The following is a 12,793-nucleotide window of genomic DNA, read 5'->3' as shown; positions in this document are numbered from 1 at the left end:
CGTTCGAAGGAGTATCGAGAGATGCAGCCCGCGATCCCGCCCCAGTCCTCGAACTCCTACTGATTTACCGGGGAAACCATGCAGCCCGACCCATCCACCCCGCAGTCCGACCCATCCACTCCACCGGCCGACCCATCCACCCCACCAGCGGACCCGTTCCACCCACCAGTCGACCCGTGGGCGCCACCGGCCGACCCGTACGCCCCACCGGCTACCCCGGTTTCCAAGCAGCCGTACCCTCCGCCGCCGGTGAACCCGTACGCCGCGCCCACCACACCGCCGAGCCCACCACCACCGGACCCGTACGCTGCGCCCACCGCTCCGCCGTACCCGGGGCCCTACGGTGGGGTGCAGCTGTACCCGAACGCGGGTTACCCGCTCCCGGCGGGAAGGCAGAACTCGCTCGGACTACTGTCCATGATCCTCGGCATCGCGTCGGTCCCGCTGGCCTGCTGCTATGTCGGCCTTCCGGTGGGCATCGCCGCGGTGGTGACCGGATGGCTCGGCCAGCAAAAGGTCGAGCAGGGGCTCGCGGACAATCGTGATCAGGCCATGGCCGGGATGATCTGTGGAGCGATCGGGGCGCTGCTGGGCCTGGGCTGGGGTGTCCTGAACATCATCGGGCTCGCCCTCTAGTCGCCTCGACGGGTCAGCCGCGGGACAGGAACCGGGCCGCCACCACGCCGCCCAGCACGCCGGTCCCGGTCACCACGGTCGCCACCACCGCCACCTGCCACGGCACCGGTCCGACCTCCGCCAGCCGGCCCGCACCGAGCGGGCCGGCGGACGCCGCCGCCGCGGCCCCCACCAGTAGGCCCACCACCGGGCCGGCGAGCACCACCGGGCGCAGCAGCGGCCCCCACTCTCCCCGGGCACTGTCGCTGCCGGACCGCAGCACCCGACGGGTCAACGACCAGCCCGCCACCATCCCGACCAGAACCGGCGCCGCGAGCAGGCCCGTCCCCAGGCCGTCCACCGGTCCACCGGGGAGGCCCGCCACCAGCGGCAGGGCCGGCAGTGCCCCCACTGTCACCTCGCTGGTCTGCACCGTGGTGTCGACGCCAACCGCAAACCCGGGGCCGAGCAGGTAGCTGGTTGACCAGATCGCCGCGTTCGGGGCGTACGCCAGGTTGACCAGGGTGATCCCGGCCTGCCCCGCCACCCCGGTGTGGTAGGCCGCGATCAGGTCGGCCGCGTCACCGCCACCGGTCGCCACCGCCAGCCCCGCCACGCCGGCCCCCGCCGCAAGTAGCAGCAGCGCCGCGACCAGACCGGTCCGGATCCCCTCCCGCAGCGCTAGCGGCGCCCGCGCGGCGAGCAGGTCACCGAGCCCGCTCGTGCGAACCGCCCCGACGAGGGCGGCAACGGTGGCGACCGCGGCGAGGGTCAGGCCGGTCCGTACCGGCGACACATCCAATGTCCCACCGGCTACCAGCAGGGCGGCGAGCACTCCGAGGAGGGTGTAAGCGATCCCGACCGCCCCGGCGGCGACGAACGCACGCTTCGGTGACCTGCTGCCCCGGGCGCCGATGGCCCGGGTGACGTGCACTCCGGCCCGGATGAGTCGCCAGCCGGCGAGCAGGGTCACCGCCAGCGGGGCGAGCCCGAGCGGACCGGCGTCCGTCGTCAGCGGGACGCCGTGCCCGAGCAACCAGCCGGCCAGCCCGACCCGGACCGCGTCCGGCAGGTTCGACGCACCCGCACCGAGTTGGAAGAACCAGAGCACAACTGCCACCGGTAGCCAGGAGGTGAGCGCCGCACCGACCGCGGCGACGCCCGCGGCGACGGCCAGCGGCGGACGGCTCGGCGGCCCGCCCGCCCGTGGCGCGGGTACCCGGCGAGCCGGCCCGGGTCGCCCCGGCGGACGGGCGCCCATCCGGGGGGCTCGGCCGGGCTGGTCGGGGGTGACAGAGGACATCAGGTCTACTCTGACATGCCGTGGGGGTGGCAGCAGGTCGATAAACCCCCCGGGCGGGTTCGAGTTGCGCGATCCACCGTCTCCTGCCTCCGATCCGGTCTAGCCTCGGCCACAGGACGCCACCGTGGCCGACCGGTGGGTCAAGTGGGGACCTCCACCACCGGAGGTGTTGACCGTGCCCCCGCAGCCCGGCGGGCGCGGCACCGATGCGAGGAGGCACGCCGTGACCGCTGCATATCCGCCGTCCGGCACGGCGGCGGGCAAGGATCGGACGACGCTCTGGGGCGTACTCGGCATCGTCGTCGGCCTGCTCTGCTGCGGCGTACTCGGGATCGTCTTCGGCTACCTGTCAATCCGCGATGCGCGGCGCTTCGGTAACTCGCCGGTGCTCGGTTGGTTGGGCATCGCCTTCGGCGTGTTCAACATCATCGCCAACGGCTTCTTCTACCTGGGCGGCAGTAATCCGTTCAGCTGAGTTGACGACCGGAGGGACCAGCCGTGGGCGGCTGACCCCTCCAGCGGTCGTCGCCGGGGCTCAGCCCGCGGACATGATCTCCCGCATCAGCCGGGCCGTCTCGGTCGGAGTCTTGCCGACCTTGACGCCGACTGCTTCCAGCGCTGTCTTCTTGGCCTCCGCGGTGCCGGCCGAGCCGGAGATGATCGCACCCGCGTGCCCCATCGTCTTCCCGGGCGGTGCGGTGAAGCCGGCGATGTAACCGACCACCGGCTTGGTGACGTTCGCCTTGATGAACTCGGCAGCCCGCTCCTCGGCGTCGCCACCGATCTCACCGATCATGACGATCGCGTCGGTGTCCGGGTCGTTCTCGAACGCGGCCAGCGCATCGATGTGCGTGGTGCCGATGATCGGGTCACCGCCGATACCGACACAGGTGGAGAAGCCGATGTCGCGCAGCTCGTACATCATCTGGTAGGTCAGCGTGCCGCTCTTGCTGACCAGGCCGATCCGGCCGGCGCCGGTGATGTCGGCTGGGATGATGCCGGCGTTGGCGGCGCCCGGCGACACGATCCCCGGGCAGTTCGGCCCGATGATTCGGGTCCGCTCACCCTGCGCCACGTTGTACGCCCAGAAGGCGGCGGTGTCGTGTACCGGCACGCCCTCGGTGATCACCACGGCGAGCGGGATGCCGGCGTCGATCGCCTCGATCACCGCACCCTTGGTGAACTGCGGCGGCACGAAGATGACCGTCACGTTGGCGCCGGTCTCCCGCATCGCGTCGGCGACGTTCGCGAAGACCGGCAGCTGGGCGCCGTCGAAGTCAACGGTGGTGCCCGCCTTGCGCGGGTTCACCCCACCGACGATGTCGGTGCCCGCGGCGAGCATCCGCCGGGTGTGCTTGGAACCCTCGGAACCGGTCATCCCCTGCACGATGACCTTCGAGTCCTTGGTCAGCCAGATCGCCATTGTCAGACCCCCGCAGCGGCCAGCTCGGCGGCCCGCTCGGCCGCACCATCCATCGTGTCGACCCGCTGGATCAGCGGGTTGTTCGCGCCGTCGAGAATCGCCCGACCGGCCTCCGCGTTGTTGCCGTCCAGGCGGACGACCAGCGGCCTGGTCACCTGCTCGCCCCGCTGCTCGAGCAGGGCCAGCGCCTGCACGATGCCGTTGGCGACCGCGTCGCAGGCGGTGATCCCGCCGAAGACGTTGACGAATACGCTCTTCACCGCGGGGTCGGAGAGCACGATCTCGAGGCCGTTGGCCATCACCGCGGCGCTCGCACCGCCACCGATATCGAGGAAGTTCGCCGGCTTCACGCCGCCGTGCCGCTCACCGGCGTACGCGACCACGTCGAGGGTCGACATGACCAGTCCGGCGCCGTTGCCGATGATGCCGACCTCACCGTCGAGCTTGACGTAGTTGAGGTCCTTCTCCTTGGCGGCCTGCTCAAGGGGGTCCACCGCGGCCTGGTCAACCAGCGCCTCGTGGTCCGGGTGCCGGAACGCCGCGTTCTCGTCCAGGCTGACCTTGGCGTCGAGCAGGAGCAGCCCGCCCTCGGCGGTCTTGGCGAGCGGGTTCACCTCGACCAGCGTCGCGTCCTCGGCGACGAACGCCTGCCACAGGTCCACCGCGATCTCAACGGCCTGGTCGGTAACCTCGGCCGGGAAGCCGGCCTGGGTGACGATCCGCCGGGCCGTCGCCGCGTCCACGCCGACGTTCGCGTCGATGGGCGCCTTGACGACCTTCTCCGGCGTCTCGGCGGCCACCTGCTCGATGTCCATCCCACCGGCGACACTGGCGATGCAGAGGAAGGTGCGGTTCGCCCGGTCCAACAGGTAGGAGAAGTAGTACTCCTCGGCCACGTCCGCGGTCACGGTGATCATGACCTTATGGACGGTGTGCCCCTTGATGTCCATGCCGAGGATGTCGGTGGCCCGGGCCACCGTCTCCTCCGCGCCCTCGGTCAGCTTCACCCCGCCGGCCTTGCCCCGGCCACCGACCTTCACCTGCGCCTTGACAACCACCCGACCGCCGAGGCGTTCGGCGATCGCGCGGGCCTCCTCCGGGGTCGTGGCGACGCCGCCGGCGAGCACGGGCAACCCGTGCCGCTCGAACAGGTCCCGCCCCTGGTACTCGTACAGGTCCACGATTGCGCGTCCCGTCCCGTCTCCGCGGCGCGCCGTCGCGCCGCCACCAGCGTATGGAAAACAGTTTGACGCCTGTCATCAGTTGTAACAGGCCATTGAAGTCAGCCTAGCGAGGTCGACACCACCAACGACCAAGCGGGTACGTGGTGTGCGGTTCTACACAGCTGACTGGCCCGCACCCGCCGTTTGGCCGAGTGTCAACCTTCCGGACGATGTTTTCCCCGGCACGTAACCCCGGGGGTTCAGGCCTCGTTGAGTCAGATGTCGAAGCGCTGATCAGCGCGGCGACGAGACGGCCGATGCCCTGTCGGTCGAGGGGTGGCGGCGGGGCATCGTGCATAGAGGGGCCGGGCGTGTGAGGGGTGCGTCCGGCCTCTCCCCCTGCCCGCCCGCGAAACCCCCCGGGCCGATCGTCAGGCGACGGCCTGCGCCACGTTCTGCCGGACCCAGTCCACGATCGACCCCGTGGTGGCCCCCGGAGTGAAAATCTTCGCCACGCCTATCTGCTGCAGTTCCGGGATATCGGTGTCCGGGATGATGCCCCCGCCAAAGACGACGATGTCTCGCGCGTCTCGCTCGGTAAGGAGCTCCAACACCCGCCGGAAAAGGGTCATGTGCGCCCCGGACAGAACGGAAAGTCCGACCGCGTCGGCGTCCTCCTGGATCGCGGTCTCCACAATCTGCTCCGGGGTCTGATGCAGACCGGTGTAGATGACCTCCATCCCGGCGTCCCGGAGGGCACGCGCGACGACCTTTGCGCCGCGGTCATGGCCGTCCAGGCCCGGCTTGGCGACGACGACCCGAACACGAGAGCTCATCTGCGCATCCCTTTCACCGGCTCCGCGGCTTGACCTTAACGAACGGTAACCCGACCGGTCCGGGCCGCGGAATCCGGGCCGCCGAACACCCCCGCCACCTCGGTGCCCGTCCAGCCAGCGGAACCAGGGATGCCCCGAGTAAGTCAAGTCGGACGGCTCCACCTTTCGGTCACCCTACGCGACGAACGGGATGAGATTGGGGACACCTTCACCGGCTTAGGCCCAGGACAATAGTGGATACAAACGGACAGAACATCACACCAATTTAGCGATGCGGCTTGTGACGGACGTGGTGGTTGGTTACCGTGTCCAACGGTTGTCATCAGGTCCATGGACGGGTGACGACGCGGTCGGCGGAGTTCATCCAGCTTCGCGAACCCCGCCCGATCGCCTCGATACCCCGACAACGGAGGGTGTGCGTGCGCCAGCGCCTGTCGTCTGAGCCCGATAGATATCGCGGCCGCCGCCGCGTACCCACCCCACCGCGGAGCCGCTACGCCGCAGTGGTTACCACTGCCCTCGTCGGCGCCAGCGGGGTCGCCCTCTTCGCCGGCAGCGCCCTTCCCGACGCCAAGAGCGTCAGCCCGACAGTACTGGACGAGCTCAAGGCGGCTTCGGCGCTGAGCGAGGACGCCGCAGAGCGCGCCAACGCCGCCGACCGCTCGTCGCGGGACGGCGAGCGGTTGAGCTCGGAGGCGGAGTCCGGAGTCTGGTGCCTCCCGCTGAAGGACTACGACTTCAACTCCCCATACGGCGTTCAGGGTGAAGAGCTGCATACCGGCGTGGACCTGGTCGCCCCGGAGGGCACCCCCTACGTCTCCGTCCATGACGGCACCGTCACCAAGGCCGGCTGGTTCGGCGGCTACGGCTACACGGTGATCGTCGCGCACGCCGACGGCAGCGAGGCCATCTACGGCCACTCCTCCACCCTCAGCGTGCAGGAGGGACAGCAGGTCAAGGCCGGCGACCAGCTCGGCCTGGTTGGCAACACCGGCCTCTCCTACGGCTCCCACCTACACCTTGAGGTCCATGTCAAGGGCGAACCGCTCGACCCGGTGCCCTGGCTGATGGAGCGCGGAGTGGACATCAAACTCCAGATGGAACCTTTCTACAGCGATGTAGCCATTCCCTGACGCTGTGTAGTGCCCTACCGCCGCCCGGATCGAAGGATCCGGGCGGTTTTTCTCTCTCCACCAGCCGGCGAAGGTGTTTGGGGTCACTGCCAACAGTGTGACTGAACCCACGTACGAGCCGGGGTCGCTGCCGCCGCTATTCGCGACACGGGCCGACATAGCTCCGCTGATCGCACCGGACCGAGCCCGCCCGCCGGCCCCTCGTCTCCGGCCGGCTCCGGACGGACCTCAGGATGTCGAGGTCACGTGCCCCTACGAGCAGTGAAGGTCCGCTGTGCAGAACGACACCTCCCGCTCGCGCAGGAACACCGCCCCGGCCCGCCATCGGCGACCGATCAACACCCGAGGTCGGATACTGCGGGCCACGGCCACCGCGGTAGCCGGACTCGCCCTCGCCGGAGTCGCGTTAACAACGATCACCGGCGATGACCAGGACGCCACCCCGAACGATGCCGTCAACGTCGACCTGCAAGCCCAAGCCGAGGCCCGGGCCAAGGCCGAGGCCGCCGCTGAAGCCGAGGCCGCCGCCCGCACCGCGGCAGCCGCCCGCGCCGATCGCTCCGCCCGAAAGTCGGCGAGCAGCAGTCCGAGCCCGATCGCCTCGGCGAGCCCGAGCGCCTCGGCGAGCCCCACGGCGCAGCCCTCGGCCAGCACGACACCGAAGGTGACAGCCAAGCCGACAACCACCGCGTCGACACCGACCTGGGTCATCCCGATGGCTGACGCCACCATCACCTCCTGTTACGGCCCCCGGGGAGGAATGCTGCACGCCGGCATCGACTTCGCCCTGCCCGCCGGCACCCCGGTCCGCGCCGCTTTCGGCGGCACCGTGACGAAAGCCGGCGACGCCGGTGACGGGTACGGCATCTCGGTCGTCATCGACCACGGCACCGGATATCTGACCCACTACGCCCACCTGAGCACCGCGAAAGTGAGCATCGGCGACCCGGTCGACGCCGGTGACACCATCGGCCTGGAGGGCTCCACCGGCGACTCCACCGGCCCGCACCTGCACTTCGAGGTGCATCAGGGCCAGCTGTGGAACCAGATCGACCCGGCGCCGTTCCTCCGCGAACGCGGCGTCGACGTGGCCTGCTGACCGAGCGCCTCCCGGGGCCGACGGCGGCCGAACAGCACCCGGGCCGTCCGCTCAGAGTCGATCGATCGGTGCGTGCCGGAGCACCAGCCAGACTGTCTGGTCGCCGAAGTCGATCTGGGCACGGGCGCCAGGGCCGTGTCCTTCCACCGCGAGCACCCGACCCAGCCCGTACCGCTGGTGGTTGACCCGGTCCCCGACCGCGACCCGCGGGGGCGCCGACGGCAACTCGCTGGCCGTGGCGAGGCGGCTACCGTCCACGCCGAGCCGACGCGCCAGCTGCGTGGCCTTCGGCGTGCCCCCGGTGAAGCCGCCCTGCCCCCGGTCCGCGCGACCGCCCACGCCCCCACCGCCGCCGGCCCACGAGGTGTACGAGCCCTCGGTGCGCTCCCAGCGCACCAACTCCACGGGCAGTTCCGCAAGGAACCGGGACGGCGCGTTGTAGGCCGGCTGGCCCCACGCCGAGCGGGTGACCGCCCGGGACAGGTAGAGCCGCTGCCGGGCCCGGGTGATCCCCACGTACGCCAGGCGCCGTTCCTCCTCCAGCTCATGGTTGTCGCCGAAGGTACGGGCGTGCGGGAAGACCCCGTCCTCCAAACCGGTCAGGAACACCACCGGAAACTCCAGCCCCTTGGCGGTGTGCAGCGTCATCAGGGTCACCACCCCCTGGTGCTCCGGGTCGTCGGCGGGCAACTGGTCCGCGTCGGCCACCAGCGCGACCTGCTCCAGGAAGCCGGCGACGGTGGCTCGCTCGCCCTCCTCGCCCAGGCCCTCCACCCGCTCCGTGTACTCCCGGGCCACGCTGACCAGCTCCTGGAGGTTGTCGACCCGGCCGGCATCCTGCGGGTCCAGGCTCTCCTCCAGCTCGGTCAGGTACCCCGACCGGTTGAGCAACGCCTCCAGCACCTCCTCGGGTGCGCTGGTCTCCGCGACCTCCCGGGCACCATCGAGCAGCGCGATGAACTCCGCGATGCCGTTCGCCGCCCGGGTGGAGATGCCCGGCGCGTCCTTGGCCCGGCGCAGAGCCGCGCCGAAGGAGATCCGGTCCCGGCTGGCCAGCGCCTCGACACACGCCTCGGCGCGGTCCCCGACGCCCCGGCGTGGAGTGTTCAGCACCCGACGAAGGCTGACCGTGTCGTCCTCGTTGACCAACGCCCGCAGGTAGGCCAGGGCGTCCCGGACCTCCTTCCGCTCGTAGAAGCGGACCCCACCGACGACCTTGTAGGGGAGGCCGACGCGGATGAACACCTCCTCGAAGACCCGGGACTGGGCGTTGGTGCGGTAGAAGACCGCCACGTCCCCCGGCCGGGTGTCACCGTCGTCCACGAGCCGGTCAATCTCCCGGGCCACCCAGTCGGCCTCGGTGTGCTCGGTGTCGGCGACGTAGCCGACGATCGGGTCACCGGTCCCGGCCTCGCTCCAGAGCCGCTTGGGCTTACGGGAGGTGTTTCGGTCGATCACGGCGTTGGCCGCGTTCAGGATGGTCTGGGTGGAGCGGTAGTTCTGCTCCAGCAGGATTGTCCGGGCATCGAGGAAGTCCCGCTCGAACTCCAGGATGTTGCGGATCGTCGCGCCCCGAAACGCGTAGATCGACTGGTCGGCGTCGCCCACCACGCAGAGCTCCGCCGGGTCGAGCCCGTCGGTACCCGACACCAGCTCCTTGATCAACACGTACTGGGCGTGGTTGGTGTCCTGATACTCGTCAACCAGCACGTGCCGGAACCGACGCCGGTAGGTCTCCGCGACGTGCGGATGCGACTGGAGCAGGTGCACCGTGGTCATGATCAGATCGTCGAAGTCCAGTGCGTGCGCCTCCCGGAGCCGCCGCTGATAGAGCGAGTACGCCTCGGCGAGCGCCCGCTCGTTCGGCCCCTTGGCCCGGGCGGCGAACTCCTCGGGGTCAACAAGTTCGTTCTTCAGATTGGAGACCTGGGCGGCCAGCCCCCGCGCTGGGTAGCGCTTCGGGTCTAGGTCCAGCTCCCGGGTGACCAGCTGCATCAGCCGACGGGAGTCGTCGGCGTCATAGATCGAGAAGGTCGACTTCAGGCCGGCGTGTTCGTGCTCGGCCCGCAGGATGCGGACACACGCGGAGTGGAAGGTCGAGACCCACATCAACCGAGCGCGCGGCCCGACCAACTGGGCCACCCGCTCCTTCATCTCGCCCGCGGCCTTGTTGGTGAAGGTGATCGCGATGATCTCGCCTGGGTGCACCTGTCGCTCCGCGAGCAGGTACGCGATCCGATGGGTGAGCACCCGGGTCTTGCCGGAGCCGGCCCCGGCCACGATGAGCAGCGGTGACCCGGCGTGGGTGACCGCCTCCCGCTGGGGGCCATTCAGCCCGTTGAGCAGCTCCTGCGGGTCGAGGCGCACCGGAGTGGGCCGGCGCGGCGGAGCAGGGTCGGGCGCGGACGAGGACACGGGAAGGTCAAAGAGAGGATGCATCGCACGGCGAGTCTATGCCGTCGCCCCGACGAATCCCTTCGGCCACGGCCCGGATGTGCGACGGCGCGCCCGCCGCGCCCCGGTCCTCCCCTTCGGGTGGCACCGGCCTCCCCGGCCCGGGCTTTCCTTGCGCCCTCAGGCGGGAGCGGGCATACTCGGGTCCGTGTTCGATCAGCGCGACTACTTTTACTACGGCCCGGAGAGTCCGGTAGCCGTGGGTCACGCTTGATCAACCAAGACCTACGAAAAGGCCCCGGGCTCGCGAGCCCGGGGCCTTTTCGTCTCGGGATCCGGGCACCAGCGCCCGACACCCGAAGGGTACGACGATGATGACAGGCGTGGCGGAGCAGAACGGCAACACGGACGGAACGAATGGCGCGGCGGGCACCGATGGCCGCGACGCCGGCACGAAGGAACCGTTGGCTGCAGCGCAAATCGCGAATATCCGGCAGCGGATCGACGAGATCGACGGCGCCCTGATCGACCTCTGGCAGGAGCGGGCCCGGCTCTCCCAGCAGGTCGGCATGACCCGGATGGCCTCCGGTGGCACCCGCCTGGTGCTCTCCCGGGAGCGGGAGATCCTGGAACGCTTCCGGTCCGCGCTGGGGGCGGATGGTACCCAGGTCGCTCTCCTGCTGCTTCGTGCCGGTCGTGGCCCGCTCTGATCCGGCGGCCGGGTAGCGGAACGGAACCGGGGCGTCGGCCAGGAATGGCCAACGCCCCGGTCACCGTAGCGCCGCTACCGCTGCGCGTGCACCACGTCCCGAACCTCGGCGAAGTGGCAGGCACTCGGGTGGGCCGAACTCTGCCGGACAGCCAGCGCCGGCTCCTGCTGGGCGCAGATCTCCTGTGCCTTCCAGCAGCGGGTCCGGAACCGGCAGCCGGAGGGCGGGTTGGCCGGCGACGGAACATCGCCGGTCAGCACGATCTGGTCCCGCAGACCCCGAAGCTTCGGATCCGGCACCGGCACCGCCGAGAGCAGCGCCTGCGTGTACGGGTGGGTGGGGTTCTCGTAGATCTGGTCCTCGGTACCGATCTCAACGACCCGACCGAGGTACATCACCGCGACCCGGTCGGCGATGTGCCGAACCACGGACAGATCGTGTGCGATGAAGATGTACGAGAGCCCCAACTCGTCCTGAAGCTTCTCCAGCAGGTTGATCACCTGCGCCTGGATCGACACGTCCAGGGCGGAGACCGGCTCATCACACAAGATGATCTCCGGGTTGAGCGCCAGGGCGCGGGCGATACCGATGCGCTGGCGCTGGCCGCCGGAGAACTGGTGCGGGTACCGGTTGATGTGATCGGGGTTCAGGCCGACCAGATCCAGCAGCTCCTGAACCCGGGCCCGCCGCTTGGGCTTCGCCAACACCTCGGGGTGCACCTCGAACGGCTCGCCGACGATGTCGCCGACGGTCATCCGCGGGTTGAGCGACGTGTACGGATCCTGCATCACCAGCTGGATGTTGCGCCGGCCACGACGCCGCTCGGCGCCACCGACCTTCGCCATGTTCCGGCCCTGCACGAACAGGTCACCGGAGGTGGGCGTCTCCAGCCCCACCAGCATCCGGGCCAGGGTCGACTTGCCACAGCCGGACTCGCCGACGATGCCGAGAGTCTCGCCCCGGCGCAGCTGCAGGTTGATCCCATCGACCGCGCGGACCGCGCCGATCTGCCGCTTGAAGAGGATCCCCTGGGTAAGCGGGAAGTGCTTCACCAGGTCACGGGCCTCCAACACGATGTCAGACATCGGCCTTGACCTCCTTCCAGAAGTGGCAGGCGGAGCTTCGGGACGGCGCCACCTGATACAGCGGCGGCACCGGGTCCCGACGGCAGGCGTCCTGCGCGTACCGGCACCGGGGGTTGAAGGCGCATCCCTTCGGGATGTCGGTCAGCAGCGGCGGCAGCCCCTTGATGGCGGAGAGTTCCTGGCCCTTGAGGTCCAGGCGGGGAATCGACTCCAGCAGACCCTTGGTGTACGGGTGGGAGGGGCTCTCGTAGATCTCCCGGACCGGAGCCTCCTCAATGACCCGGCCGGCGTACATCACCGAGATCTGGTCCGCCACGTCGGCGACCACACCCATGTCGTGGGTGATCAGCAGCAGGCCCATGTTCCGTTCCCGCTGCAGCTCGGCGAGGAGGGACATGATCTGGGCCTGCACGGTGACGTCCAGGGCGGTGGTCGGCTCGTCGGCGATCAACACCTCCGGGTCGAGCGCCAACGCCATGGCGATCATGACACGCTGCCGCATACCGCCGGAGAACTGGTGCGGGTACTCGTTCACCCGTTGCTTCGCCGCCGGAATCTTGACCAGGTCAAGCAGCTCGACGGCGCGCACCTTGCTGTCCGCCCGGGACATGCCCCGGTGCTTACGGAACAGCTCGCCGAGCTGGAAGCCGACCGTGAAGACCGGATTCAGCGCGGAGAGGGCGTCCTGGAAGATCATCGCGATCCGGTTGGCGCGGACCTTACGCCGCTGCGCCTCCCGGAGCTTGAGCAGGTCAACACCGCGGTAGCGGATCTCCCCGCCGGTGACGAACCCGGGTGGGCTGTCCAGGATGCCCATGATCGCCTGAGCGGTGACGCTCTTACCGCAGCCGGACTCACCGAGAATCGCTCGGGTCTCGCCGGCCCGCAGGCTGAAGTTGACGCCGTTGACCGCGCGGGCGATGCCGTTGCGAGTGCGGAACTCCACCTGCAGATTCTTGACCTCAAGCGGCAGGGCATCCGCGTCAAGGCCGGGCAGGGCGTCCAGCTTGACGTTCACATCAGTGCTCATGG

Annotated in this window: 12 protein-coding genes; 5 read left to right on the top strand and 7 right to left on the bottom strand. The window is 69.7% G+C overall.

Annotated features, from left to right (window positions below; all coding sequences use genetic code 11):
- Positions 1–78: 78 nt before the first annotated feature.
- A complete protein-coding gene (locus B118_RS27755) occupies positions 79–636 on the top strand; it encodes a DUF4190 domain-containing protein (protein WP_018810147.1) in 558 nt (185 codons plus the stop codon).
- A gap of 13 nt (positions 637–649) precedes the next feature.
- Here B118_RS27755 and B118_RS0100760 read toward each other — a convergent pair whose 3' ends face one another.
- The gene (locus tag B118_RS0100760) at positions 650–1,918 is read right to left on the bottom strand and encodes a cell division protein PerM (protein ID WP_026270426.1); all 1,269 of its coding nucleotides are present in this window, start codon (positions 1,916–1,918) and stop codon (positions 650–652) included.
- A 223-nt stretch (positions 1,919–2,141) separates the two neighbouring features.
- On the opposite strand from B118_RS0100760, the gene B118_RS0100755 reads away from it, so the two are divergent.
- Positions 2,142–2,393: a hypothetical protein gene (locus B118_RS0100755; RefSeq protein WP_018222679.1), complete on the top strand. Its 252-nt coding sequence runs from the start codon at positions 2,142–2,144 to the stop codon at positions 2,391–2,393.
- A 60-nt stretch (positions 2,394–2,453) separates the two neighbouring features.
- Here the strand turns inward: B118_RS0100755 and sucD are convergent, their stop codons facing one another.
- The 3 genes from sucD to B118_RS0100740 all read right to left on the bottom strand — a co-directional run bounded on the left by sucD (position 2,454) and on the right by B118_RS0100740 (position 5,340).
- Positions 2,454–3,341, bottom strand: coding sequence for a succinate--CoA ligase subunit alpha (gene sucD, locus B118_RS0100750; RefSeq protein ID WP_018222678.1), 888 nt, complete (start codon positions 3,339–3,341; stop codon positions 2,454–2,456).
- Positions 3,342–3,343: 2 nt separating this feature from the next.
- Positions 3,344–4,522 carry an ADP-forming succinate--CoA ligase subunit beta gene (gene sucC / locus B118_RS0100745; RefSeq protein ID WP_018222677.1) on the bottom strand — a complete coding sequence of 393 codons (1,179 nt, stop codon included), beginning with the start codon at positions 4,520–4,522 and terminating at the stop codon, positions 3,344–3,346.
- Between the two features lie 413 nt (positions 4,523–4,935).
- Positions 4,936–5,340 (bottom strand): coenzyme B12-dependent isobutyryl CoA mutase small subunit, encoded by a 405-nt coding sequence (locus tag B118_RS0100740; RefSeq protein WP_018222676.1) that lies wholly within the window; start codon positions 5,338–5,340, stop codon positions 4,936–4,938.
- A 419-nt stretch (positions 5,341–5,759) separates the two neighbouring features.
- Between B118_RS0100740 and B118_RS0100735 the strand changes: the two genes are divergently transcribed.
- Together B118_RS0100735 and B118_RS0100730 are read left to right on the top strand one after the other, a co-directional pair.
- Positions 5,760–6,473, top strand: coding sequence for a M23 family metallopeptidase (locus B118_RS0100735; protein WP_033662193.1), 714 nt, complete (start codon positions 5,760–5,762; stop codon positions 6,471–6,473).
- A gap of 274 nt (positions 6,474–6,747) precedes the next feature.
- Positions 6,748–7,572 carry a M23 family metallopeptidase gene (locus B118_RS0100730; protein ID WP_028192259.1) on the top strand — a complete coding sequence of 275 codons (825 nt, stop codon included), beginning with the start codon at positions 6,748–6,750 and terminating at the stop codon, positions 7,570–7,572.
- Between the two features lie 51 nt (positions 7,573–7,623).
- On the opposite strand, the gene pcrA is transcribed toward B118_RS0100730, so the two are convergent.
- Positions 7,624–10,011 (bottom strand): DNA helicase PcrA, encoded by a 2,388-nt coding sequence (pcrA, locus tag B118_RS0100725; protein WP_026270428.1) that lies wholly within the window; start codon positions 10,009–10,011, stop codon positions 7,624–7,626.
- Between the two features lie 326 nt (positions 10,012–10,337).
- Between pcrA and B118_RS0100720 the strand changes: the two genes are divergently transcribed.
- Positions 10,338–10,676, top strand: a complete 339-nt coding sequence (locus B118_RS0100720; protein ID WP_033667974.1) for a chorismate mutase — start codon at positions 10,338–10,340, stop codon at positions 10,674–10,676.
- Positions 10,677–10,750: 74 nt separating this feature from the next.
- Here B118_RS0100720 and B118_RS0100715 read toward each other — a convergent pair whose 3' ends face one another.
- Together B118_RS0100715 and B118_RS0100710 are read right to left on the bottom strand one after the other, a co-directional pair.
- On the bottom strand, positions 10,751–11,761 hold the full coding sequence (locus B118_RS0100715; protein ID WP_018222671.1) for an ABC transporter ATP-binding protein: 1,011 nt from the start codon (positions 11,759–11,761) through the stop codon (positions 10,751–10,753).
- Positions 11,754–12,791 carry an ABC transporter ATP-binding protein gene (locus B118_RS0100710; RefSeq protein WP_018222670.1) on the bottom strand — a complete coding sequence of 346 codons (1,038 nt, stop codon included), beginning with the start codon at positions 12,789–12,791 and terminating at the stop codon, positions 11,754–11,756. Before B118_RS0100710 ends, B118_RS0100715 begins: the two co-directional genes overlap by 8 nt.
- Positions 12,792–12,793: the final 2 nt, after the last annotated feature.

The organism is Salinispora pacifica CNR114, from assembly GCF_000514775.1.
Taxonomy (GTDB): domain Bacteria; phylum Actinomycetota; class Actinomycetes; order Mycobacteriales; family Micromonosporaceae; genus Micromonospora; species Micromonospora pacifica.
Note: the sequence above shows the minus strand (reverse complement) of the source record. Positions and strands in the feature narration are given on the sequence as shown.